Below are 24523 nucleotides of genomic sequence, written 5' to 3'. Positions count from 1 at the left end.
ATCGAAAGTATTTTCATAGTATCCATAACGGTTCATTAGGTTAACAGCTTGTTTGAGTGCGTTGTATTGTTCATTCGGTAACTTGGTTTGGAATACTTGCCATTTTCCACTTTCTGTTTTTTTTGCTTCCCATAAACCATGTTCGTAATAATAATCTAACACTTTGTGTGTTAATTAATTATCGGTTTCAATTTTTCATCCATGTTTTCATAGATTTTAATCGGCTTAATGGGAACTAAATCTCCATCTTTTACTTCACATACAGAATTATTACTGGAAACAACTATAATCTGCCCTCTTTCTAGTTTAAAATCTAAAAGAGCTAATGCTCCTTCTGAAGCTAAACCAATATAATCCCTGGCATCTGGAGGAAATTCGTAATAAACTACTTTGTTATTATATACATATACAACTGTATTTGAGAATTCTTGAGCAATTCCATATTTCAATCCAGGTATTTTTATTTTTTTGACATCAATATTTTTTTCTCGCATTAATATGATATACCTTCCACCAATACTGCCACTGATTAACCAAACTTCATCCCATTTAAAATTAGTATAATCAGATAAGGTTATGGTTTTAGGATGATTGTTTTTTACATCTTTTAAAACCTTTTCTAAAGGTGTTTTGTTACAACTGGTTAATGTTACTATTGACATAAATGTGACTAATAGTAGGAGTATTTTTTTCATTCTTTGGCATTCCAGATTAATTTTCTTTCGCAACACAGTTTTAAATACTCATTAATACTACTATGAATTGTTTATTAAACAAATGATAAGTGAGTGAAAAATATCAATCGATATCTCTTTTCTAGAAGGCAATAAATACAAAGTTCATATACTCAATGATTTTCCTATTAATGGACAACATCAAACTATTTTGATTTATTTCGATGTTATAAACGAATTGCTAATAAGTAAACAGGATGTTCTACTTTGTCGATATATCAAAAAGTACTCATATTTGATAAGTATTAACAAGGTATTTACGATACGAACTAAAATAATTGGTAAAAATAGCGTACAATAGCGCAATGTTTACTCTTTCATCAGCTTAATTAGTTTAGGAAATAAGTATGGCAGGCAAATTTATTGTCATCGAAGGTTTGGAAGGCGCCGGTAAAACGACTGCCATAAATACTGTTGCGCGTGTTTTGAATCAACATCATATTTGCGATCTGCAATTTACTCGTGAACCGGGTGGTACACCGATTGCTGAAGCGTTACGTGATATTATTAAAAATGGTTTACAACATGAACCATTAACCGATAAAGCCGAATTATTGATGTTATATGCTGCTCGTATTCAACTTATTGAAAACGTGATTAAACCTGCACTAAACAAAAGTAATTGGGTTATTGGTGACCGCCACGATTTATCAACACAGGCGTATCAAGGTGGTGGGCGCCAGCTTGATAGGCACTTTATTGAAACTTTAAAGAAACAAGTTTTAGGAGATTTTAAACCCGATTTAACATTATATTTGGATATTGATCCAGAAATTGGCTTAATGCGAGCTAAATCACGTGGAGAATTAGATCGGATTGAACAACAATCATTAGCATTTTTTAAACGTATACGTCAACGTTACTTAGAGCTCGCTAATCAAGATGCTACTATCATTACTATTGATGCTGCTCAATCAATTGATGCGGTAACCCAGCAAATTGAAGAAATTTTAACTAAATGGTTAACAAGACAGGTTAATAACACATGATTTGGGATGACTATCCTTGGCTTACAATGCCTTATCAGCAATTAGCAACGAGTATATTACAAAATCGTGCTCATCACGCGTTGTTAATTAATTATGTTCAGGGTAGTGGAGAGGATAAACTAATTAAAAGATTGGCTAATCGTTTATTGTGCCAAGCATCACAGAATTTAATGCCTTGTTTGCAATGTCATAGTTGTCAGCTATTTGTATCTCATCACCACCCTGATTATTATCAAATAACGCCTGAGCAGGGTAAGCAGTCGATTGGTATCGACCAGATACGAAATATGACAGCGAAAGTTTACGAAAAATCACAGCAAGGTGGCAATAAAGTGATTTGGATAAAATATGCAGCATTAATGACAGAAGCAGCGGCTAATGCATTACTTAAAACATTAGAAGAACCACCTGCAAATACCTATTTTATTTTAAGTGATGATCATAATAGTCATTTATTACCTACTATTCAAAGTCGTTGTTTTTCTTATTTTTTGCCGATTCCAAAACTTGAACAATCAGTAGAGTGGTTAAAAAAACAACATGATAAGGTGTATAGTGATAATGAACTTGCTTCTGCGCTATTATTGAGCGAAAATGCACCACTAGCTGCAAAGTTTTTAATAGAACCAGAAAGATGGCAGCAGCGTAAAATTTTTTGTGAAAACTTACTCAATGTGATTCCTAAAAATGATTATTGGTCACTAGCAGCTACGTTTGAGCATGAAAATTTTTTAGACCGTGTTATTTGGTTTTGTGCGCTATTAAGCGATGCATTAAAAGCTAAACAAAAAACAGGACGATATATTATTAATCGAGATCAAGTACCTTTGATAAGATTATTGGCTACATTTAGCAATGAAAAGATTTTTTCGCTCTATGAACTTTGGTTGCACGCCAGACGCCAATTAATATCAATAACTGGTTTGAACAAAGAATTGATTGTTTATAATGTATTAGCTCAATCAGAGTTAATTAGTCAGTAATAGTGTTATTTTTTTAACAGAGTTTTATTTAAGTATAAGTTTAGTATAAAGGATTGTAGTGAGTTACTTATCTATTGAATTTGGGCTTTTTTTTATCTCTTTTTTGGCATTATATTGGGGATTAAATGCGTTTCCTAAAATTCAAAATTGGTTATTATTAATTTCAAGTTATTTAATTGTTTTCAGTTATAGTTGGCAGTTTGCTACAATTCTTTTTGTTTATACCTGCATAATTTACTTATTTTCGATACTTATTTCATCATCAAAGCATGCCAAAACTTGGTTGATTATAGCAATAATTGTTGCAATAGCTAATTTAGCTGTATTCAAATATTTTGATTTCTTTAGACATGAGTTACAAACTTTACTTAATTATTTAAATATTCCCATACTTATACCATTAGTCTCAGTATTGATTCCTATTGGTATTTCTTTTTATACTTTTCATTCAGTAAGTTATTTAGTTTCAATAAGGAAACGAGAAATCGCAGTTGCCAATTTTTGGGATTTTGCGCTTTTTTTATCATTCTTTCCTAGTATTATTGCTGGGCCTATCAATCGAGCAAAAGATTTTTTGCCTCAAATTACAGTTAATCAACCCCGTCAAATTATTGAGCCTTATCGTGCATTGATGTTGATTGTTGTTTCAATCATTAAGGTTTACTGTTTGGGGGAATTAATAAATGAAAACTGGGTTAAACCAATATTTGCTAATCCCTTCGAATTTAATAGTCTGGATTTATTTGTTGGGCTTTATGCGTATGCAATTCAGATCTATCTAAATTTTTCAGGTTACACTGATTTAGTCACCGGTATTTCGTTATTATTAGGTTTTCGTCTTCCTATAAATTTCAATTTTCCTTATTTATCATTAAATTTAAGGCAATTTTGGGAACGTTGGCATATCAGTTTATCAAGTTGGATTCGTGATTATATTTATATTCCTCTTGGCGGAAATCGTAAGGGATTTATACGTACGCAAATTAATGTGCTATTAGCAATGTTACTATCTGGTTTATGGCATGGTTCCGGTCTTAATTTTGTTATTTGGGGAGCTTGCCACGGTATAGGTATCGTTGTGTTAAATGTGGGTGATCGGTACTTAGGTCGAGAATACCTCATAAAACGTTTTTCGTGTATTGCCCGATTGATAACTTGGCATTATGTCTGCTTTACATGGCTATTTTTTTATTGTGTCACTTTATCCGATGCCATGGATTATTTAACAGCATTAACGCATAACTTTGCGATAAAGTCGCAATACTGGCAAGCATTTTTAATAATCATCGTTATTTATATAATTTACCCAAAATGTAAACATCTTCCGGTGTTGTTTACAACACTGCTTATAAGATTAAATAAGTTATTTTTACCGTTTATATTTATTTTTATATTATGGTTAGCTATCTATTTTGCACCATCAGGTATGCCAAATTTTATTTATGCCAATTTTTAATAATCGTTGTTAAGATTAATAAAATATAAACATAGGGTTAAAAAGTAAGTTGAAGAAGTGTATGAAAACAAATAAAGATATCTCAGTTACAGTTGAAAAAACGCTACCTACCTGGTATATCGTTATAATGTTATTTTTTATAGCTTTATGTTTAATAACCATTTTTCATAAGTCCATATTAGTCTATTGTCAGCAGACGTATCATGATGATTTTTACTATTTAATAAAATTTTTAGAAAAAAATTCAATTATTCAGAATGTTAAAGATATGAATGATATGAATAATGATGATTCTGATGTTGATGAAAAAGGTAACGCTTTGATAATTAGTGATAACGATTTAATAGAACCTAAAATCATCACGAATCCAATTCAAAAAAAACATGAGCGGAAACCTGTAAATCAGAGTGATAAGATTTCGAATTTAAATAATAATAAAAGTATTGTTCACAATATGTCTTCTCAAGATATATTAAGTCAGTTGGTTAAAATAACAAATGATATACTTGCAAATAACAACCTAAAAGATAATAAAACATCTAAGATTGCCATAAAAGCATCCAAAAAACCGGTTGAAAAGCATGTGTATAAGACTTCAGAAAATGATGAGTTATCACTGATAACCTTAAATCAGAAAGATAGGGTGCTTTTTGCTGGGGATTCTTTAATGCAAGGGGTTGCACCATATGTTAAAAAAATGTTATTTAAACAATATAAGATAGAAAGTATTAATTTAAGTAAACAGAGCACTGGACTGGCTTATCCAAAAGCCTTCAACTGGCCTAAAACTATCAATGATAGCTTAGTTGCAAATCCATCTATTAAATTGTTAGTGATGTTTTTAGGACCTAATGATCCTTGGGATTTTGCGGTAAAGGGATATGCTAAATACGCAAAATTTAAATCTGAATTGTGGGAAGAGCAATATCGTTTACGAATCGTATCTATTTTGGAAATTGCTAAACAAAACCATGTTCACGTTCTCTGGCTAGCTCCTCCTTGCATGCGTAAACCAAAATTAAATGATGGAATGATTTATTTAACTCAATTATATAAATCAGAAGTGGAAAAAGCTCAGCAACATTTTCTCGAAACTAATGAATTATTAGGTTGCGATTATGATGAATTTAAAAGTTTTATTGAGACTGAGAAACAAAAAGTTAAAGTAAGAGTTGATGATGGTATTCATTTCACTCCAACTGGTCAAAAAATCTTAGCTGAAGCTATTATGAAACAAATCACAATCGAAGAATTAGAGGATACTCAAATTGATTAGATTTTTTAAATATATTATTTCGATATTTATGGTGAGTTTCTCAGTTGCTTGTAGCGTAGCTGAAAGTAAACCAAGTTCTTCATCTGGTGTGATTGATTTTGGTGATCCAAATGCTAAACAATTTGCCACTCAATTAAAATCATTATTAAAAAATAAAAAATCTAATAAAGTTATTAATATTATTCAGTTTGGTGATTCTCATACAGCGGCGGATTTTTTTACGGGTGAATTTAGAACGTTAATGCAAAAAAAATATGGTGATGCAGGTATTGGTTGGATTACACCTATTGCAATCAAAGGGCAAAATCATATAGGGGTGAATTGGAATAGCAAACATTGGGAAGTATTAAGTAGCCGAGTATTAAGTAATATTGATTTCCCTATGGGTGGATTTATTGCTAAACCAATAAAGGATACCGCGACAATTCAAATCACGCCAAAAATACAAGATAATCAAATTTGGCAAATGAAAATAAGTTTTAAAATATTAGAAGATATGACTAATCCTTTTAATATTCTTGATGCTTATAAAAGAAAAATTAATTATAGTGCAGTATCAAAAAAAGATGTCTGGCAAACTACATCATTTAAATCCCACCTTCCAATTGTGATAAATGGAAAAGAAAATACAGAAATCGGAGGGGTTTGGTTAACACGTGAAAAAAAATCTGGAGTGACTGTTTCGGCAATTGGCTCTAATGGGGCGAAGCAGACAATATGGCAAAAATGGAGCCCAAATTGGTATAAAGAGTTGTCTTCCTCTCAGGTTGATTTGGTTATTTTAGAATATGGTACGAATGAAAGTTTTGATGAAACACTTGATGCTAATGAATATCGTACTAATTTAGTAAATAATATTCGTAAAATTAGGAAGTTATTGCCTAAAGTTTCAATTTTATTGATCTCACCACCAGATACGATGATCAATGAAAATGAAATACCTAAATCCTATAACTTAGTTAAGCATATTCAACAACAAGTCGCAAAATCAGAAAAGACGCTATTTTGGGATTGGCAAGCAGCAATGGGTGGAAAAAAGTCAGTGATAAGTTGGCAAAAGCAGGGGCTTGCTCGACAAGATTTAGTACATCAAACCTTGCAAGGCTATAAAGAAAGTGCCAAAATCTTTTATAATGATTTAAATGAGTTTGTTAAAAAAAATAGCGATTAGTTATTAATAAAAGGAATAAATCTGTTATGTCTTCACCTATTATCGTTGCTGTTGATTTTGCTGATGTTAAATCAGCATGGAATTTTATTGATCGTGTTGAGCCAAACGATTGTCGTTTGAAAATTGGCAAAGAACTTTTTACGCATGCCGGCCCCGATTTTATTAAACAGATTATGAATAAAGGTTTCGAAGTTTTTTTGGATCTTAAATTTCATGATATTCCAAATACTGTAGCTAAAGCTATTAACGCAGCTGCTGATTTAGGTGTTTGGATGACCAATGTTCATGCTAGTGGTGGCGCTCGGATGATGGAAGCGGCTAAAGATGCACTCTATCCATATGGTAAAGATGCGCCTCTTTTAATTGCGGTAACTGTTTTAACCAGTATGGAGGCGGTTGATCTTCAAGAAATTGGAATTCATGTATCGCCTTTGGAACAAGCCACTAAATTAGCTTTGTTAGCCAAAAATTGTGGGCTTGATGGTGTAGTTTGTTCAGCTAAAGAAGTGCAAAGTTTTAGAACTCGCTTAGGAAGTGATTTCAAGCTAGTGACGCCTGGTATCAGACCCGCCGGTTCTAATCCAGATGATCAGCGTCGAATTATGACACCACAACGTGCGCAAGCGGCTGGTTCCGATTATCTCGTTATTGGTCGTCCAATCACGCAAGCAGAAGATCCTTCTTCAGCATTACAAGATATTTTATCAACCCTTGATTTAAGTAAGAGTTAATTTAATGATGTCTGATAACCCACTTGTTTATTCAACCGATCAAGGTCGAATTAAATCGGTTGAAGTAAAAGAATCTCGACCAAAAGGGGATGGGATTATTCGAATCCAACGCCAAACATCAGGACGGAAAGGCAAAGGTGTGTGTGTGATTTCAGGATTTGATTTTGACGATGCCCAACTGCAAAAATTAGCAGCAGAACTTAAAAAACGCTGTGGTTGTGGTGGTGCAGTTAAAGAAGGCTGTATTGAAATTCAAGGTGATAAACGCGATTTACTCAAATCATTGCTAGAAGATAAAGGCTTTAAAGTTAAGCTAGCAGGTGGTTAAGTTATTGTAATAGTATTTACTCCCATTGGTTAGTGGGAGTAAATAATTTGAGTATCAGTGAGAACGGTAGCTACGCATTTTGTTGCTGATTTCACGGCGTTCTTTTGAAATTTCTGCATTTTTGATAATATAATCATCAACGCGATCATCATAATCACTTTTCATATTAGCAATAATCGCTTGAAGTTCATCATAAGTCATATCTGGTTTTATATAATCACTTAAATTTTCAAGTAATAATACTCGTTTTTGATTATCTCGAATTTTTTTCTCATTGTCTGAGATTTCACGTTTTAATTTATTTAAACGACGTGATAAACGAATATATTCTAATACATCTTGAAATGATGGTGCGGCAGTTTTTTCCTTGTCCATCTATAACCCCTTATTTCTAAAAAATTGAAAAAACACATTAATACTAATTATATACTAATAAATTTATAGATGATAATTAAATCTGTTATAGTTTTTTGTAACTTTTGAGCCGTATATAGTATTAAATTAATTAAATTTCAATAAGTTGATATCCTTCAATTTAAACACTGTTTTAGTCGAAATTGCTAATTATTTTTCATTAGCCGTTCTTGATAAAAAACATCAATACTTATTATTTCGTTTTGAATTTACGAGATTAGTTATTCTGAATAACTTATCACTTAGATGAACTACAAGCCAAGTTTATCCCATATTTCATCAATATAAGCTACGATTTTTGTGTCTTTTTTGATGATTTTTCCCCATTCTCGCTGAGTTTCACCTTGCCATTTATTGGTCGCATCTAATCCCATTTTTGAGCCAAGCCCTGAAACAGGCGAAGCAAAATCTAAATAATCAATCGGCGTATTGTCAATAAATGTAGTATCACGATGAGGATCCATACGCGTTGAAATAGCCCACATAACATCTTTCCAGTCACGGGCATTGATATCATCATCACACACAATAACAAATTTGGTATACATAAATTGGCGTAAGTAAGACCAAACGCCCATCATGACTCGTTTAGCATGACCAGGATACTGTTTTTTTATGGTGACTATCGCAATCCGATAAGAACATCCTTCTGGCGGTAAATAAAAATCGACAATTTCAGGAAATTGTTTTTGTAAAATAGGGATAAAGACTTCATTTAAAGCGAGTCCCATTACGGCCGGTTCATCAGGTGGACGACCCGTATAGGTAGAATGATAAATCGCATCTTTTCGGCGAGTTAAATGCGTCACCGTAAAGACAGCAAATTTTTCGACCTCATTATAATAACCAGTATGGTCGCCATAAGGACCTTCTGGCGCCAATTCATTCGGATCGATATAGCCTTCTAAGATAATTTCAGCCGATGCCGGTACGTCTAATTCATTGGATAGCGATTTTACCACTTCAGTGCGACTATTGCGTAGTAGACCGGCAAAGGCATATTCTGGTAGCGTATCGGGTACTGGTGTGACAGCACTTAAAATGGTTGCTGGATCAGCACCAATTGCAACACTAACTGGGAATTTTTCATTAGGGTGTGTTTGTTGCCATTCTGCAAAATCAAGCGCTCCACCACGATGAGATAGCCAGCGCATAATCAACTTATTCTTACCTAATAATTGTAAGCGATAAACACCGACATTTTGTCTTTCTTTATAAGGACCTTTCGTTATGGTTAGTCCCCAGGAAAGAAGTGGTGCAACATCATCAGGCCAACAGTGCATGATAGGTAAATGAGTTAAATCAACCTCTTCATTTTTAAAAATTAGTTCTTGGCAAGGTGCAGAAGATCGCCGTTTTACTGGCATATTTAGTATCTGTTTATATTTGGGTAATACATTAAAAAATTGTTTAATACCTTTTGGTGGTTCTGGTTCACGCAAAAAAGCTAATAACTCACCGATTTTACGAAGTTGCGATGTGTCTTCTTGGCCCATTCCAATTGCAACACGCTTCGCTGTTCCAAATAAGTTACAGAGCACCGGCATATCATAACCTACAGGGTTTTCGAATAATAAGGCAGGGCCTTGGGAACGCAACACGCGATCTGCAATTTCGGTCATTTCCAAATAAGGATTAACAGGATAGGTAATTCGTTTTAACTCACCTTGTTCTTCAAGATAAGTTAAAAAATCACGAAAATCGGTAAAATTCATAAAATAATTACTCCCTATTAAACTGCTTTTTAAAAGATTAAAGCGAGTTTAACATCCTAAATGTTAAAGTTATTTTGTTATCAACTAATCAGTGTAAAAATTTTCACTATAGATAGGGATTTCTTGATTAGCGTTACATCCAACAATTTTAGGTAATAATGTTTCAAATTGTTGTTGATTTATATTGGTAAATTTATTTTCATCAACTTGATAAAAAAGATATAGAGAATTTTGATCTTTTAATTGAAAAGAAGCAAGCCAATAATTTCTATCCTCACTATTATCATTAGTGAAAATTTTTATGACAGTGTTTTCTCGTATATCAGGTTGATTATATAATTGATGATCAATAATATTTTCAACAATTTGAGAATCACTTTCATCAAAGATGATATAGTTCATTTTATAAATTTTGCACTGTTTTAAGTTTATTTCTGCCTGACTGTTGGGTATAAAAAGCAATAAGCTGAACAATATAGCTACATACTGATTTAACTTCATTTTAACTCCTTACACTTTACCTCAACAACCAATTTTATTGATGGCTTCTTGATTGTTTGGTGATGCAGTAATTTTAGCTGCGTCATCTATTGGTAACCATTGATAAGCTAAATGTTCAGTTAGTGTTGGAGTTATTTCATCTTCAAGTGGTAAATAAAACCAATGTTCTTTATTTATTTCAACTTCTGGCGCATATCGGTGCCTAAACTGCGGAAAAATCTTAAATTCAACCGTATGGTTTGTATCGATTAAATTAAGATTTTTACCCAGAATATCAATACCTGTTTCTTCATAAACCTCACGAATGGCTGTTTCTATTGGCAATTCGTTATCTTCCATGCTACCTGTTACTGATTGCCAAAAATTGGGATCATCCTTGCGTTGTAGCATAAGACAACGCAAAGTTTTTTGACAGTAAATAACAACTAATACAGATTCAGGTTTTTTGAATTTTTGCATTAAAACATCACTATTTTTTGCTAACTCCAATGCCAAGCTCTGCTAATGCATTAGGATTTGCTGGGCTTGGAGCATCCGTCATTAAACAAGTTGCCGCTGTTGTTTTCGGAAATGCGATAACATCCCGAATATTATCGGTACCTGTTAATAGCATACTTAATCTATCTAAACCAAATGCAAGTCCTGCATGTGGCGGTGTACCATATTTTAGCGCATCAAGTAAAAAGCCAAATTTTTCGTGTTGATCGTGTTCATTTATACCTAAAATAGAAAACACAGCTTGTTGCATTTCACTACGGTGAATACGTACTGACCCTCCACCTACTTCATAACCATTAATAACCATATCATAAGCGTTAGCTATCGCGCTTTCAGGATTTTGTTTAAGCTGTTCCGGAGTCATGTCTTTTGGTGATGTAAATGGATGGTGCATCGCACTAAGTCCTTCATCCGTTTCTTCAAACATTGGGAAATCCACTACCCAAAGCACCGCCCACCTATTTTCATCAGTCAGATTTAAATCTTTACCTACTTTTAATCGTAGAGCACCTAACGCATCGCTGACAACTTTATAACTATCTGCTCCAAATAATAAAATATCTCCATCTTTGGCATTAGCACGATTCAATAGTGCTTCCATTTGCGTTTCATTAAAGAATTTAGCAACCGGACTTTGTACCCCTTCAAGACCTTTATTGCGGTCATTGACTTTAATCCATGCCATACCTTTAGCGCCATAGACCGAAATAAATTGTGTGTAATCATCTAACTGTTTACGGGTTAACTGGGCTCCGTTTGGTACGCAAAGTAGTGCAACTCGACCTTTTGGATCATTTGCTGGAGTAGAGAATACGTTAAAATTGACATCTTTTACTAAATCGGCAACATCTATTATTTCTAACGGATTTCGTAAATCAGGCTTATCACTACCATAACGGCGCATCGCTTCGGCAAACGTCATGATAGGGAATTGACCTAAATCCACATTTTTAACATGTAACCAAAGTTCACGGATCATTTGCTCCATAACTTCACGAACTTGCTCTGCGGTCATAAACGAAGTTTCAACATCAATTTGAGTAAATTCTGGTTGGCGATCTGCACGTAGATCTTCATCACGGAAACACTTAACAATTTGATAATAGCGGTCAAAACCAGACATCATTAATAGTTGTTTAAATAATTGTGGTGATTGTGGCAGTGCATAAAACTCACCGTTATGAATTCGACTGGGTACAAGGTAATCACGTGCACCTTCAGGCGTAGCTTTGGTTAACATAGGGGTTTCAATATCAAGAAAACCATGCTCATTCATAAAGTTACGTACAAATGCAGTAATTTGAGCGCGGGTTTTAAAGATGTTTGTCATTTCAGGACGACGTAAATCAATATAGCGATATTTTAAACGCTGTTCTTCACTGTTGTTTTGGTTAAAATCAAGTGGCAGCACATCACTGCGATTGAAAATTGTTAGTTCGGTGGCTAGGATTTCAACTTCACCTGTAGCCATATCTTTATTCGCTTGTCCTTCTGGTCTCGCTCTCACTTTACCTTTAATTTGAATGCAAAATTCATTACGAAGTTCACTGGCAAGTTGATAAGCTTGTTGATATTCAGGATCAAAAAATACTTGGACAATCCCTTCGCGATCACGCATATCAATAAATATCATACCGCCAAAATCTCGACGCTTATTGACCCAACCGCATAATGTGACTTCTTGATTAATATGAGATGCTGTTAAATGACCACAATAAATTGAACGCATAAAATATCCTGTTTAAATACCAAACTTATAAAAAAATATGAGGTATTATAAATCAAATAGTGTCCTTATAAAGGCATTTGTTGAGATTTATTCTTTAATTATTTTTGCGTCATTGAAATATATTGTTTGGTTATGTGTATTTAATGGTAGATGCGTGTTGACGCAAGTAATCTGGGTTATGTATATTAGCTGTGCAAAATAATAATTATTATGATAATAGCTGTCATGGATAGTTTTATTGACCGGAAATTTATGTAAAGAGGCGTGAAAGGATGGAAATTTTAAAAGACTATAGAGTGCACTTGCTTGCGCTGATAGTTGTTTTAGTATGTGAGTTTGTTGGTAGGCAGTCTATCTGGATTATCATGTTGTATCCTATGCTATTTGCCATGATTATTGGTGGTCTTATCAGTCTTCCTAAATTAAAAATCTTAAAACATAAAAATATGCTTCATGCTAGTTCGGTGATGATTGTGACGTTAATGTTACTGATTGCCAAATTAGGCGTTGCGGTAGGGCCTAAAATTGATATGATTTTGCATGATGCCAAGTTGGCTTTGATTTTCCAAGAATTAGGGCATTTTGCGGGTACTATTTTACTCGGTTTACCGTTGGCAATGATGTTAGGTATGAAGCGTGAAGCGGTCGGGGCAACCTATTCTGTTGCACGTGAACCCAATATTGCCATTGTAGCTGATAAATATGGACTTGATTCGCCCGAAGGTCGTGGTGTCATGGCAATGTATGTTTGTGGTACGCTCTATGGGGCGATTTGGATGAGTATTCTTGCTAGTATAATGGCAAAATTAGACGTTCTTCATCCTTATGCATTAGCCATGGGGGCAGGGGTTGGTAGTGGTAGTATGATGGCGGCATCACTTGCGCCGATAAGTGACCTTTATCCTAATATGGCGAGTGACATCAAAGCTTATGCAACAACGGCTAATTTAATGTCTAGTATAGTTGGTATTTATATTTATACATTATTCTCACTACCGTTTGCTTCTTTTCTCTATAATGTTTTTGCTCGTTTCCAAAGCAGTAAAAGGAGTTCACTATCATGAAGATTTTCGAAACGGTTTTTTTATTGATTTTAGTCGCAATTATCATGGCTGCTGGCAATACAGTCGGTTATCATGTTGATTTTATGCTGTCATTACAAGCTTTAGCTGTGCTTGTTGCAATATCGGTTATTGGTTTTTTTATAAGCAAAGTGCCAGTATTCAATAAACTTCCTGTTATTTTGTGGGTGTCAGTCGTGGCGGCTGTGGCTTCTTCACCAATATTTCCATTTCATGAGCAAGTTGTTGCGATAACTGACAATGTCTCTTTACTTGCTGTTTGTACGCCAGTGCTTGCTTACGCGGGATTAGCCATTGGTAAAGATCTTGCTTTATTCAAAAGTATCTCTTGGCGAATCATTCCCGTTTCATTAGCGGTGTTTTCAGGTACTTTCCTTTTTGCCGCCATCATTGCCCAAATTACCTTAAAGTGGGAAGGTGTGATTTAATATTAGGTAGGATTTAATGTATGACAAAAGAAGAACTAAAACGACAAGTTTGCAGTGCTATTGCTAATCGTAAAGCGGATATCAAAGCGATTGCTGAGGCAATTTGGGCTGAACCTGAACTGGGCTATAAAGAACACAAAACCGCAAAAAAAGTTGAAGAAGCTTTTGAAAAACTTGGTGTACCCTATAAAAATAAATTGGCGTTAACAGGGGTGAAAGGGCGCTTAAAAGGTGGAAAAGGGAGCCAATGCAGTGTCGCAATTATTGGTGAGCTTGATGCCATTATCTGTGCTGACCATCCTGCAGCCGATGAAACCTCTGGCGCTGCCCACTGCTGTGGTCATAATGCTCAAATAGCGAATATGATGGCCGTCACCATGGGATTAATCGATTCTGGAGCGATGCAATTTTTAGCCGGTGATGTCGTTCCTTTTGCAGTACCTGCCGAAGAATACGTTGAAATTACTTATCGTAATCGTCTGATTGAAGAAGGTAAAATTAAGTATATTGGCGGTAAACCAGAACTTATTTCACGGGGTGAATTTGATGATGTGGATATGGCACTTCAAATTCATTTAACCAGCGTACCAAACGATCGCCAAGACGGATTTATTGAGATTTCAACCACAAGTAATGGATTTATCGGTAAATTAATCAAGTACAAAGGTGAAGCTGCACATGCGGCGGCGGCTCCTCATGCTGGTGTTAATGCGTTAAATGCAGCAATGATGGGGATGATGGGCGTTCATGCTATACGTGAAACGTTTCAGGAAAAAGATTATATTCGTTTTCATCCAATCATTACCCAAGGCGGTGATTTGGTAAATGTTGTACCAAGTGATGTCAGAATGGAAAGCTATGTTCGAGCGGGTAATGTTCCGGCAATGATTGATGCTAATGAAAGAATTAATCAGGCATTAAAAGCTGGGGCAATGGCTGTAGGGGCAACTTGTGAAATTAAAGATTTACCGGGTTATCTCCCATTGCAAAATAATCCAACCTTAAATGCTTTTTTGAAGTCAAATGCTGAAGCGTTAATTGGCGAGGAAAATGTGTCGGTTGCACCGCATATGACCGGTAGCACGGATACGGGCGATTTATCGCATATCATGCCTGTTAGTCATCCGTGGATAGGATCCGTTAGAGGTGTGTTACATGGGAAAGATTATACGGTATTCGATGAAGAGATGGCTTATATCCGTCCTGCTCAAATGATGGCATGTACCATTATCGATTTACTTTATGATGATGCAAAACCAGCCCAAGCATTATTATCAAACTATAAACCTCTTATGACTAAAGACGAGTATTTAAGCTTTTTAGCGAGTTTTGATAAATAATGTTTATGACTTGGCACAATGCTGTGCCAAGTTTCTGCTATAATAGATTCTTTATGATTAATCACGATGATGATTCCCTATGCTAGCACTAACCGATCAAGAATTACTTCGTTATGACAGGCAAATTTCCTTACTAGGCTTTGATATCGATAAACAGCAAATGTTAAAAAATAGTGCGGTATTGATCATCGGGCTAGGCGGTTTAGGGTGCGCAGCTTCGCTTTATTTGAGTCGTGCAGGTATAGGTAAATTGACGCTAGTTGATTTTGATACCGTATCAGAATCTAATTTAAATCGTCAAATTTTATATACTAATCAAGCGATTAACCAACTGAAAGTAGATGTGGCGAAACAAACATTAATTAAAATGAATTCTGATATTGAAATCGATACTATCAATCAGAAACTTGATGATGTTTCGTTAACTTCTCTTATAAAACAACATAATCTTGTCATTGATTGTACCGATAATTTATCTTCGAGAGAACAGATAAACCGCTGTTGTTTCCAAATAAAAAAACCGTTAGTGTCAGGTGCTGCAATTCGAATGGAAGGCATATTAACGACTTTTACTTATCAAGCAAATGAGCCTTGTTATCACTGTTTAAGTCGATTGTTTGGGCAAGATCAACTGACTTGTGTTGAAGCGGGGGTAATGGCGCCTTTAGTTGGCATGTTTGGTTCCATGCAGGCATTAGAGGCAATTAAAGTTTTGACTGATTATGGTCAACCTTTGGTTGGTCGTGTACTGATGATTGATGCAAAAAGTATGCATTTTAACCACGTTTCTTTGTCGAAACAGCCAGATTGTCAGGTTTGTGGAAACAGTCATAAAATATAGGTAACACAATGAACATCGATCGTATTATTTTAGCGCCAATGGAAGGAGTACTTGATTATCATGTCCGTCAAATTTTGACTGAAATAAACGCATTGGATTACTGTGTGACCGAATTTGTGCGCATTACTCATCATAAATTATCCAATCGAACTTTTTATCGACTTTGTCCCGAGCTGCATCATGGCGGCAAAACGGCATCCGGTACTCCAGTTCGTGTGCAGATTCTTGGACAATCACCCGAATGGATGGCAGAAAATGCCGTTAAAGCAATTGAATTAGGCTCGTATGGGGTAGATATTAATTTTGGTTGTCCAGCTAAAACCGTTGTTGGTAGTCATGGTGGCGCATATCTATTGCAATATCCAGATCAAATCTTCAATATTGTTAAGCAAGTCAGACAGGCAATGGGAACATCCGAAATATTATCCGTTAAGATTCGTTTAGGTTGGGCAGATAAATCTTATTGTTATGAAATTGCTGACGCCATTGCACTTGCTGGCGCAAATGAGTTGGTTATCCATGGTCGAACAAAAGCGGATGGTTATAAAGCCGATAAAATTGATTGGCAAACAATTGGAAATATAAAGCAACGGGTCAATATTCCGATCATAGCTAATGGCGAGATTTTTTCTATACAACATGCGCAAGATTGTGTAAGACAAAGCCAAACAAGCGATATTATGCTAGGTCGTGGAATATTAACTATACCAAATTTAGCGAATATGCTACGTTTTAATGAAGCGCCTTTAAGCTGGAAAAACGTATTAAATATATTAATGCGTTACGCAACCACGACGATAGAGGATGTAAAACCGTTATATCACTCAGCTCGCATTAAACAGTGGCTTGCTTATTTTCGGCAATACTATGCGCCAGCATCAGACTTACTTAGTCAGATTAGGACACTAAAAACCCAAAAAGAGATTTCCGAACATTTAAAGCGAATCATAGAACAATCATAGCATTTTTGATGTTATCGTTATTTCATTGGTCATTGATATTGCTTACAATGACCTCTATTTGTCACAACGTTTATTGAATGATAATTAAAATTAAGTCAATATATTTTGCAACTAATTAATTCTTAAAAGTTTTAATCGGTGTTTAAATTAGATTCACTAATCCATTTTTTTACCTGTTAGAATTCTTAAAGTAACTCCCCACAAGAATGATTGAATCATCAAAATTAGAAGGAGCAATAGCCAATATCTTTGATTTCCAAATATAGTTTTAACTAAAATGTCAAAAAATATTGGAGAGAAGCAAAGACTTATAATTAACAACAAGAAATTTGCTAAAAAAGCTAATTTAATTATCAGTTTTGCTTGAAGCTGATTACTTGTTTTTGTGAAGCGATTTTTTAACATCAAAATAGGAATAGGTGTACTTATAGTAATGTATAATATTACTACTATATAAAATACAAGTGATATGTCTGATTGCAAATAATTGGTATCCTTTGGAATCATAAAGAAATAGAGTTGAATCAGAATAGCGAAGAAAAAGATAATAAATAAATTACGATGGATTTTGGTACTGTTTTGACTGTCAATCCTAAAAGGTTGATAATTTTTATTAAAAATTTTTTTCATATTTTTTAATAAATAATAGGTAAATAAGCCTATAATACAATAGATTATACATTCTTGAACTATTCGAAAGAAAAGGCCTACCCAAATATCATAATCTGTTTCAAACATAATCCTTTGTATATCGAAGTTTATAAAATAGTGAACTATACTGATAAATAATCCGATTAAACAAACAAGGATAATATTAAATTGTGAAAAGTTATGAATATTGATTTTATAAAGTGTAATAGCTGAAATCGCTAATATGAATAAAAAATAGGGGAGGATTATAATCGATTTTATGAAAACAAAATAAGTGAAATGATTTTTAATAATGAATTCCATGTGATAACTATAACCAATTTGATATAAAAATATCATCAGTGAAAAAAATACATATGATAGTGCGAGAACAAAAGGTAGTTTAAAAAAAGAGAGTTTTTCCAATCCATTTTTCATCGTTATCTTCCAAAAATCGTGTAAAAATCAAACTTAAATATTTAGTCCTGATATTATAGAGATAATAAGTGATATAACAAAGATTTATCCATAATAAAATGCGGATTATCTTCATTGTGAGTATATAATTTATTGTGTAATTTTGTTATAGTGTACAAGTTGTAAATTGTAAAATAGTATAGAGAGGACTGAATGATTATTGGTAAACCACAATCGGATACAACGTTAGAATGGTTTTTGTCTCACTGCCATATTCATAAATATCCAGCAAAAAGTACCTTAATCCACCAAGGTGAAAAAGCAGAAACTCTCTATTATATTGTTAAAGGTTCAGTCGCCGTTTTAATAAAAGATGATGAAGGCAATGAGATGATTTTGTCTTATTTAAATCAAGGTCAATTTTTAGGCGAATTAGGCCTTTTTGAAGAAGGAACTGAACGAAGTGCTTGGGTGAAAGCAAAAACAAGTTGTGAAGTTGCAGAAATATCGTATAAAAAATTTAAGCAACTTGTCCAAGTCAATCCCGATATTTTAATGCGACTGGCAAGTCAAATGGCAAGTCGATTACAAGTGACTTCTGAGAAAGTCAGTAATTTAGCTTTTTTAGATGTTGCCGGTCGTATTGCGCAAACATTATTGAATTTGGCTAAACAACCTGATGCGATGACACATCCTGATGGTATGCAAATCAAAATTACTCGTCAAGAAATAGGTCAAATTGTTGGTTGCTCACGTGAAACAGTAGGGCGTATTTTAAAAATGCTTGAAGATCAGCATCTCATTTCCGCACATGGTAAAACAATTGTTGTATATGGAACACGTTGATTAGAAAAATGGCAAAAGTATTTAGTTTAATTCATAAAATGATTAAGATTATGCGAGATATAACGTGACAAAAGAAAGATGTATTCCAAGTCATGTGGCTATAATTATGGATGGAAATGGTCGCTGGGCACAACAACGAAAACAATTACGAGCTTTTGGTCACCGAGCTGGTCTTAAAGCGGTGCGTGAAATAGTTTCTTATGCAGCAAATATAGGCATAAAAGTCCTTACGTTATACGCTTTCAGCAGTGAAAACTGGAAGCGTTCATCAAGCGAAGTCTCAGCGCTAATTTCGTTGTTTATTTATGCATTGAATCGAGAAACTAAAAATTTGCATAAAAATAATATCCGTTTAAATATTATTGGTGATGTAACACGTTTTAATGATCAACTTCAATCAATGATTTTCAAAGCAGAAACTTTGACCAAAGATAATTCAGGTTTAATCTTAAATATTGCAGCCAATTATGGTGGACGCTGGGATATAATGCAATCTGTTCATAAAATAACCCAAAAAGTTAAAAATGGAGAGTTGAGGTTAGATGAAATTACCGAAGAACGGATAGGAGCAGAAATGAGCATGGGAGATTTTCCTGATGTTGATTTAGTTATTCGTACCGGTGGAGAATATCGAATAAGTAATTTTTTATTGTGGCAGATTGCTTATGCTGAGTTCTATTTTACTGATACTTTTTGGCCTGATTTTAATCAAACACAATTTGATAATGCAATTAATGAATTTAATCAGAGAGAGCGTCGTTTTGGTGCTGTTTTAACTGAGGAACTAACATGTTAATTCAAAGAATACTTGCTGCCATTATACTTTTACCTTTAGTTGTTGTGGCACTATTTTATGCACCGTTTTCCATTTTTGTTTATATTATTATATTAATTTGTGGTCTTGCTGCTTTTGAATGGGCACAATTTTTAGCTCTTACCAAAAAGCAATCTAAACTGCTTTTTGCTTTAGGGGTGGTTGTTTTTCTGGGTATTCTTTATTTTTTACCTTTTCCCATCGAGCTGAAATCAAAAATTTATATTTCAATCATGTCACTATCAATCGTTTGGTGGTTATTAGCACTGATTTTAGTGTTGAGTTATCCTAATAGTGCAAAATATTGGCGTAATTCTTTTATTGCAAAATTGCTTTTTGCTTTTTTCACTTTAATTCCTTTTTTTATCGGAATGATTCAACTTAGGGCAATTAATTATCCAACCAATTCTTATACCGGAGCATTTTTGCTTCTGTATGTTTTTGTTTTAGTGTGGGCAACAGATACCGGTGCGTATTTTGTTGGTAGAAGTTTAGGTAAACATAAATTATCCCCAAAAGTTTCACCAGGAAAAACATTAGAGGGTTTTTTAGGTGGCGTAATTGTTGCTGTAGTGATTAGCTTAATCATTTATGCAACGAATTTTTTTACAATAAGTTTTACAACATTTATTATTAGTTCTCTATTTGCTATATTTGTGTCAGCATTAGGTGATCTAACAGAAAGTATGTTTAAACGTGAAGCAGGAATAAAAGATAGTGGAAACTTGATTCCAGGGCATGGTGGTGTTTTGGATCGAATCGATAGTTTAACAGCAGCTGTTCCTATTTTCGCGACATTATCTTTGCATTTATTATAAAAAGGTTATAGATTTTGCTTTGGTCACTGTTGTTATTTATCATTACAATCAGTATATTAGTTACTGTACACGAATTTGGGCATTTTTTCGTCGCTCGATTATGCGGTGTACATGTTGAATGTTTTTCAATTGGTTTTGGTAAAAAAATTTGGTCGCATAAGTTTTCGAGTGGAACAGAATTAGTCATAGCTATGATTCCACTTGGCGGTTATGTTAAAATGCTTGATGAAAGTACCAAAAAATTAACAGCAGACGAAGAAAAGAAAGCTTTTAATAGAAAGAAAATTTGGCAACGTGCCGCAATTATATTTGCAGGTCCCTTTGCCAATTTTATATTAGCACTTATTCTTTATTGGATTATTTTTATGCTTGGAGTAGTAACCTATCCGGTTAAAATCGGTGGTTCGATACCCAATACCCCAATGTCGACTGTTAATATACCGTCAGGCGCTGAGTTAAAAAAGATTAATCAAATTAGCATAGAAAGTTGGAATGATGTAAATTTAGCATTAATTTCTGTTCTTGGTCAGAAAAATGTTACATTAACTTATATCGATAATAATGGTTATAATAACTCAAAAGAAGTTTCAAAAAACGTTGATATCAGTCATTGGCGTTTTGATATTGAAAAAGAATCTGCGATAAAGACCTTTGGTTTTATACCTAAAACACTGGAAATTTATCCAATTATGAGTAAAATTGTACCTAATTCTGCGGCAGAAAAAGCAGGATTGCAGGTTGGTGATAAAATAATAAGTTATAATAATCACCCATTTGTAGATTGGAATGATTTTTCCGCTATAATAAAAAAAGGTAATCAAATAAGATTAAAAGTTGAGCGTAATAATCAATACCTTTACTTGGAACTTAAGCCGGTAATTCAGGCTAATGGAGAAGGTATCGCTGGGTTATATCCTACTTCGGAAGCCATCATTAAGCAGTATGGATTTTTAGCAGGATTTAGCAAAGGATTAGAGCAGACGTTGTTAACTACTCAGTTAACGGTTCGTTCTTTTTATCAGTTGGTAACAGGTGTTATTGGTCTTAATAATTTATCTGGACCAATAACAATAGCAAAAAGCGCAGGGCAAACAGCAAGTTATGGTTTTACGCCTTACTTATATTTTCTAGCATTTATCAGTATAAGCTTAGGTGTAATCAATCTTGTTCCATTACCAATGTTAGATGGCGGTCACCTTATTTTTTTATTTTTTGAAAAAATAACAGGTAAAAGCTTATCAGATAAAGCAAAAGAAAGATTTTATCGTCTTGGATTTGTTTTATTAATTGTAATAATGGGAATTGCACTATTTAATGATGTTTTACGATTGTGATGGAATGAGGTTATAAACATTTACAATGAAAAAAATAAATAAATTACTTATAGCATCTTTGCTGTTTAGTACAACAGCAGTATACAGTTCCAATGCATTTTGTGTTGATGAATTCGTGGTTAAAGGCATCAGATTTGAAGGTTTGCAACGCGTAACTTTAGGTGCAGCATTACTTGAAACACCCGTTCAAGAAGGGGATTATATCAGTGAATCTGATGTAGGACATATTATCAAATCGCTTTATGCTAGTGGTAATTTTGACAATGTCACTGTATCTCGTGATGGTGATGTTTTAATTATCAGTGTCGAAGAACGTCCAACAATTGCAAGCATTAGCTTTTCTGGTAATAAATCCATCAAAGATGAAATGCTCAAAAAGAACCTTGATAGTTCAGGAATTCGAGAAGGTGATGCGCTTGATCGAACCATGCTTTCTGCGATGGAAAAGGGGCTAGAGGATTTTTATTATAGTGTTGGTAAGTACAATGCACGCATTAAAGCTGTTGTAACACCATTATCTCGCAATCGAGTTGACCTAAAACTGGTTGTGGCTGAAGGTAAATCAGCTTTAATCGACCAAATTAATATCGTGGGTGCTAATGCTTTTTCTTCTGAAGAACTTGTTTCTCGTTTTTCGTTGCGTGATCATGTGCCGTGGTGGAACTTTTTTGGTGATCGCAAATACCAAAAACAAAAGTTAGCTTCTGATTTAGATGAATTACAAAGCTTTTACTTAAATCGTGGTTATGCACGGTTTAATATTGAATCAACGCAAGTAAGTTTAACGCCGGATAAAAAAGGTATCTACGTTACCATCAATATTCACGAAGGTGATCAATATAAACTCTCTGACTTAGACTTTATAGGTAATTTTGCTGGGCATAAAGACGCTATTACTCAAATAGCTAATGAGCGAGTCGCTATTGGTGAACTTTATAGTGGCAAAAAAGTGACAGAAATTGAAGATAAAATTAAACAACTTCTCGCTAATTTTGGTTATGCTTATCCAAAAGTCTCTGTTCAACCTGAAATGGATGATAAAGCACACACAGTAAAATTGAATGTTATAGTTGATGTTGGACAACGTTATTATGTCCGTAATATCAACATTGAAGGAAATTCGGTAACCAGTGAAGGTGTTGTTCGTCGTGAACTTCGTCAAATGGAAGGTGCTTGGCTAAGTAATGGATTAGTTGAATTAGGAAAAGATCGTTTAAATCGATTAGGTTTTTTTGAGACAGTTGAAGTTGAAACGCAGCGTGTTCCAGGAATTGATGATCAGGTAGATGTGACTTATAAAGTTGCTGAACGTAATACAGGTAGTATTAAACTTGGTATAGGTATTGGTTCTGATAGTGGTATTAGTTTCAATGCTGGTATCTCTCAAGATAACTGGTTAGGTACTGGTAATAGTGTTTCATTTGATATCAATACTACCGATACAGATAAAACCGCTTCAATATCGATTGTAAATCCATATTTTACTATTGATGGTGTTAGTTTAGGTGGAAGCGTCTATTATAATACCTATAAAGCAGATAGTGATGACGATGAATCTGTCTATTCAAGTAAAGTATGGGGTGCAGCGGCAAATTTAGGGTTCCCAATTAGTGAAAATAACTTTGTTCGTTTTGGGACTGAATTTGCAAATCGTAAATTATCAGATATGCGACCTCAATATGGAATGTGGCGTTATTTTGACTCAATGGGTGAAAAAACCAAAAATAAAAACTCAATGACTTATAATACCAATGATTTATTATTGAATGCGAATTGGACCTATAACTCGCTTGATCGTGGTTACTTTCCTACCGAAGGTTTGAAATTAAACGCAAATGCCAAAATCACAGCGCCAATATTTGAGAATCGATTCTATAAAGTGGTAGCTGATGCTTCATACTATCTACCAATCGATAATGATCATAATTGGGTGTTCTTAACTCGAGGTCGATTAGGTTATGGAAGCGGTTTTGGTGGAAAAGAATTACCATTTTATGAAAACTTCTATGCCGGCGGTTCTTCAATCCTAAGAGGATTTAAATCAAATACGGTTGGTCCTAAAGCAGTATATTTTAATAAAAACTATTGTACTGATTTGAGTAATACAGCTGGATGTACAGAATCGAAAGATTCCGTTGGTGGTAATGCACTAGCATTTGCGAGCGCGGAATTAATTGTACCAACTCCTTTTGTTGGTGAAAAATATTCAGATAGTATTCGAACATCTTTATTTGTTGATGCGGGTACTGTTTGGGATACTGAGTGGGATTTAAAAGGACATAACATTCCTGATTACAGTTCTTTCTCTGATATTCGAGTATCTGTTGGTTTTGCTGTCCAGTGGATGTCTCCGTTAGGACCATTAGTCTTTTCTTATGCTGTACCAATTAAGAAGTATGATGGTGATTCCTCACAACAATTCCAATTTAATATAGGTTCAACATGGTAATAACATGTTGTGATAACGTAAAACACAAGGTGAAAAA

The 24523-nt window shown here is 34.2% G+C and carries 24 protein-coding genes; 17 read left to right on the top strand and 7 right to left on the bottom strand.

What is annotated here, in order from left to right; genetic code table 11:
• Window positions 1–170 precede the first annotated feature (170 nt).
• Window positions 171–695, bottom strand: a complete 525-nt coding sequence (locus ACKJXD_RS06915; RefSeq protein ID WP_430875916.1) for a hypothetical protein — start codon at window positions 693–695, stop codon at window positions 171–173.
• Between the two features lie 386 nt (window positions 696–1081).
• Between ACKJXD_RS06915 and tmk the strand changes: the two genes are divergently transcribed.
• The 7 genes from tmk to yciH all read left to right on the top strand — a co-directional run bounded on the left by tmk (window position 1082) and on the right by yciH (window position 7668).
• Window positions 1082–1723 (top strand): dTMP kinase, encoded by a 642-nt coding sequence (tmk, locus tag ACKJXD_RS06910; RefSeq protein WP_430875915.1) that lies wholly within the window; start codon window positions 1082–1084, stop codon window positions 1721–1723.
• Entirely contained in the window at window positions 1720–2706 is a 987-nt protein-coding gene (gene holB / locus ACKJXD_RS06905; RefSeq protein WP_430875914.1) for a DNA polymerase III subunit delta', read from the top strand. The genes tmk and holB overlap by 4 nt, the downstream gene beginning before the upstream one ends.
• Before the next feature lie 58 nt (window positions 2707–2764).
• Complete coding sequence (locus tag ACKJXD_RS06900) at window positions 2765–4162, top strand: MBOAT family O-acyltransferase (RefSeq protein ID WP_430875913.1); 1398 nt, start codon at window positions 2765–2767, stop codon at window positions 4160–4162.
• Window positions 4163–4223: 61 nt separating this feature from the next.
• Window positions 4224–5438 carry an SGNH/GDSL hydrolase family protein gene (locus tag ACKJXD_RS06895; RefSeq protein ID WP_430875912.1) on the top strand — a complete coding sequence of 405 codons (1215 nt, stop codon included), beginning with the start codon at window positions 4224–4226 and terminating at the stop codon, window positions 5436–5438.
• Window positions 5431–6609 (top strand): SGNH/GDSL hydrolase family protein, encoded by a 1179-nt coding sequence (locus tag ACKJXD_RS06890; RefSeq protein ID WP_430875911.1) that lies wholly within the window; start codon window positions 5431–5433, stop codon window positions 6607–6609. The genes ACKJXD_RS06895 and ACKJXD_RS06890 overlap by 8 nt, the downstream gene beginning before the upstream one ends.
• Window positions 6610–6635: 26 nt before the next feature.
• Complete coding sequence (gene pyrF / locus ACKJXD_RS06885; protein WP_430875910.1) at window positions 6636–7340, top strand: orotidine-5'-phosphate decarboxylase; 705 nt, start codon at window positions 6636–6638, stop codon at window positions 7338–7340.
• Window positions 7341–7344: 4 nt separating this feature from the next.
• Window positions 7345–7668, top strand: a complete 324-nt coding sequence (yciH, locus tag ACKJXD_RS06880; protein WP_220216486.1) for a stress response translation initiation inhibitor YciH — start codon at window positions 7345–7347, stop codon at window positions 7666–7668.
• 54 nt (window positions 7669–7722) lie between these two features.
• On the opposite strand, the gene tmaR is transcribed toward yciH, so the two are convergent.
• The 5 genes from tmaR to aspS form a co-directional block, all read right to left on the bottom strand.
• On the bottom strand, window positions 7723–8043 hold the full coding sequence (gene tmaR, locus ACKJXD_RS06875; protein ID WP_220216487.1) for a PTS system regulator TmaR: 321 nt from the start codon (window positions 8041–8043) through the stop codon (window positions 7723–7725).
• 290 nt (window positions 8044–8333) lie between these two features.
• Complete coding sequence (gene ubiD, locus ACKJXD_RS06870) at window positions 8334–9797, bottom strand: 4-hydroxy-3-polyprenylbenzoate decarboxylase (RefSeq protein ID WP_430875909.1); 1464 nt, start codon at window positions 9795–9797, stop codon at window positions 8334–8336.
• Between the two features lie 84 nt (window positions 9798–9881).
• On the bottom strand, window positions 9882–10298 hold the full coding sequence (locus ACKJXD_RS06865; RefSeq protein WP_220216489.1) for a hypothetical protein: 417 nt from the start codon (window positions 10296–10298) through the stop codon (window positions 9882–9884).
• A gap of 21 nt (window positions 10299–10319) precedes the next feature.
• Complete coding sequence (gene nudB, locus ACKJXD_RS06860; RefSeq protein ID WP_294829432.1) at window positions 10320–10757, bottom strand: dihydroneopterin triphosphate diphosphatase; 438 nt, start codon at window positions 10755–10757, stop codon at window positions 10320–10322.
• Between the two features lie 10 nt (window positions 10758–10767).
• Window positions 10768–12525 (bottom strand): aspartate--tRNA ligase, encoded by a 1758-nt coding sequence (gene aspS / locus ACKJXD_RS06855; protein ID WP_430875908.1) that lies wholly within the window; start codon window positions 12523–12525, stop codon window positions 10768–10770.
• 272 nt (window positions 12526–12797) lie between these two features.
• On the opposite strand from aspS, the gene ACKJXD_RS06850 reads away from it, so the two are divergent.
• From ACKJXD_RS06850 to dusC, 5 genes are all read left to right on the top strand, one after another.
• Window positions 12798–13589 (top strand): DUF3100 domain-containing protein, encoded by a 792-nt coding sequence (locus ACKJXD_RS06850; RefSeq protein WP_220216492.1) that lies wholly within the window; start codon window positions 12798–12800, stop codon window positions 13587–13589.
• Window positions 13586–14035: a hypothetical protein gene (locus ACKJXD_RS06845; protein WP_220216493.1), complete on the top strand. Its 450-nt coding sequence runs from the start codon at window positions 13586–13588 to the stop codon at window positions 14033–14035. The genes ACKJXD_RS06850 and ACKJXD_RS06845 overlap by 4 nt, the downstream gene beginning before the upstream one ends.
• A 20-nt stretch (window positions 14036–14055) precedes the next feature.
• On the top strand, window positions 14056–15375 hold the full coding sequence (locus ACKJXD_RS06840) for an amidohydrolase (protein ID WP_294829439.1): 1320 nt from the start codon (window positions 14056–14058) through the stop codon (window positions 15373–15375).
• A 79-nt stretch (window positions 15376–15454) separates the two neighbouring features.
• A complete protein-coding gene (locus ACKJXD_RS06835) occupies window positions 15455–16216 on the top strand; it encodes a molybdopterin-synthase adenylyltransferase MoeB (protein WP_430875907.1) in 762 nt (253 codons plus the stop codon).
• An 8-nt stretch (window positions 16217–16224) separates the two neighbouring features.
• Entirely contained in the window at window positions 16225–17178 is a 954-nt protein-coding gene (gene dusC, locus ACKJXD_RS06830; RefSeq protein WP_430875906.1) for a tRNA dihydrouridine(16) synthase DusC, read from the top strand.
• Window positions 17179–17334: 156 nt separating this feature from the next.
• Here dusC and ACKJXD_RS06825 read toward each other — a convergent pair whose 3' ends face one another.
• Window positions 17335–17916, bottom strand: coding sequence for a hypothetical protein (locus tag ACKJXD_RS06825; RefSeq protein WP_430875905.1), 582 nt, complete (start codon window positions 17914–17916; stop codon window positions 17335–17337).
• Window positions 17917–18438: 522 nt separating this feature from the next.
• Here ACKJXD_RS06825 and crp point away from each other — a divergent pair.
• The 5 genes from crp to bamA all read left to right on the top strand — a co-directional run bounded on the left by crp (window position 18439) and on the right by bamA (window position 24486).
• Window positions 18439–19071 carry a cAMP-activated global transcriptional regulator CRP gene (gene crp / locus ACKJXD_RS06820; protein WP_220216498.1) on the top strand — a complete coding sequence of 211 codons (633 nt, stop codon included), beginning with the start codon at window positions 18439–18441 and terminating at the stop codon, window positions 19069–19071.
• A 64-nt stretch (window positions 19072–19135) separates the two neighbouring features.
• On the top strand, window positions 19136–19867 hold the full coding sequence (locus ACKJXD_RS06815; RefSeq protein ID WP_430875904.1) for an isoprenyl transferase: 732 nt from the start codon (window positions 19136–19138) through the stop codon (window positions 19865–19867).
• Window positions 19861–20703, top strand: coding sequence for a phosphatidate cytidylyltransferase (locus ACKJXD_RS06810; RefSeq protein ID WP_220216500.1), 843 nt, complete (start codon window positions 19861–19863; stop codon window positions 20701–20703). Before ACKJXD_RS06815 ends, ACKJXD_RS06810 begins: the two co-directional genes overlap by 7 nt.
• A gap of 14 nt (window positions 20704–20717) precedes the next feature.
• Entirely contained in the window at window positions 20718–22037 is a 1320-nt protein-coding gene (gene rseP, locus ACKJXD_RS06805) for an RIP metalloprotease RseP (protein ID WP_220216501.1), read from the top strand.
• A 25-nt stretch (window positions 22038–22062) separates the two neighbouring features.
• Window positions 22063–24486 (top strand): outer membrane protein assembly factor BamA, encoded by a 2424-nt coding sequence (bamA, locus tag ACKJXD_RS06800; RefSeq protein ID WP_430875903.1) that lies wholly within the window; start codon window positions 22063–22065, stop codon window positions 24484–24486.
• Window positions 24487–24523 lie beyond the last annotated feature (37 nt).

The organism is Gilliamella sp. G0441, assembly GCF_050589305.1.
Classification (GTDB): Bacteria; Pseudomonadota; Gammaproteobacteria; order Enterobacterales; family Orbaceae; genus Gilliamella.
Note: the sequence above shows the minus strand (reverse complement) of the source record. Positions and strands in the feature narration are given on the sequence as shown.

Bases quoted from the DNA above. Each gene is read 5' to 3' on its own strand.
- ACKJXD_RS06915 (WP_430875916.1), bottom strand. From the start codon at position 695: ATGAAAAAAATACTCCTACTATTAGTCACATTTATGTCAATAGTAACA.
- tmk (WP_430875915.1), top strand. From the start codon at position 1,082: ATGGCAGGCAAATTTATTGTCATCGAAGGTTTGGAAGGCGCCGGTAAA.
- holB (WP_430875914.1), top strand. From the start codon at position 1,720: ATGATTTGGGATGACTATCCTTGGCTTACAATGCCTTATCAGCAATTA.
- ACKJXD_RS06895 (WP_430875912.1), top strand. From the start codon at position 4,224: ATGAAAACAAATAAAGATATCTCAGTTACAGTTGAAAAAACGCTACCT.
- pyrF (WP_430875910.1), top strand. From the start codon at position 6,636: ATGTCTTCACCTATTATCGTTGCTGTTGATTTTGCTGATGTTAAATCA.
- yciH (WP_220216486.1), top strand. From the start codon at position 7,345: ATGATGTCTGATAACCCACTTGTTTATTCAACCGATCAAGGTCGAATT.
- tmaR (WP_220216487.1), bottom strand. From the start codon at position 8,043: ATGGACAAGGAAAAAACTGCCGCACCATCATTTCAAGATGTATTAGAA.
- ubiD (WP_430875909.1), bottom strand. From the start codon at position 9,797: ATGAATTTTACCGATTTTCGTGATTTTTTAACTTATCTTGAAGAACAA.
- ACKJXD_RS06865 (WP_220216489.1), bottom strand. From the start codon at position 10,298: ATGAAGTTAAATCAGTATGTAGCTATATTGTTCAGCTTATTGCTTTTT.
- nudB (WP_294829432.1), bottom strand. From the start codon at position 10,757: ATGCAAAAATTCAAAAAACCTGAATCTGTATTAGTTGTTATTTACTGT.
- aspS (WP_430875908.1), bottom strand. From the start codon at position 12,525: ATGCGTTCAATTTATTGTGGTCATTTAACAGCATCTCATATTAATCAA.
- ACKJXD_RS06850 (WP_220216492.1), top strand. From the start codon at position 12,798: ATGGAAATTTTAAAAGACTATAGAGTGCACTTGCTTGCGCTGATAGTT.
- ACKJXD_RS06845 (WP_220216493.1), top strand. From the start codon at position 13,586: ATGAAGATTTTCGAAACGGTTTTTTTATTGATTTTAGTCGCAATTATC.
- ACKJXD_RS06840 (WP_294829439.1), top strand. From the start codon at position 14,056: ATGACAAAAGAAGAACTAAAACGACAAGTTTGCAGTGCTATTGCTAAT.
- ACKJXD_RS06835 (WP_430875907.1), top strand. From the start codon at position 15,455: ATGCTAGCACTAACCGATCAAGAATTACTTCGTTATGACAGGCAAATT.
- dusC (WP_430875906.1), top strand. From the start codon at position 16,225: ATGAACATCGATCGTATTATTTTAGCGCCAATGGAAGGAGTACTTGAT.
- ACKJXD_RS06825 (WP_430875905.1), bottom strand. From the start codon at position 17,916: ATGTTTGAAACAGATTATGATATTTGGGTAGGCCTTTTCTTTCGAATA.
- crp (WP_220216498.1), top strand. From the start codon at position 18,439: ATGATTATTGGTAAACCACAATCGGATACAACGTTAGAATGGTTTTTG.
- ACKJXD_RS06810 (WP_220216500.1), top strand. From the start codon at position 19,861: ATGTTAATTCAAAGAATACTTGCTGCCATTATACTTTTACCTTTAGTT.
- bamA (WP_430875903.1), top strand. From the start codon at position 22,063: ATGAAAAAAATAAATAAATTACTTATAGCATCTTTGCTGTTTAGTACA.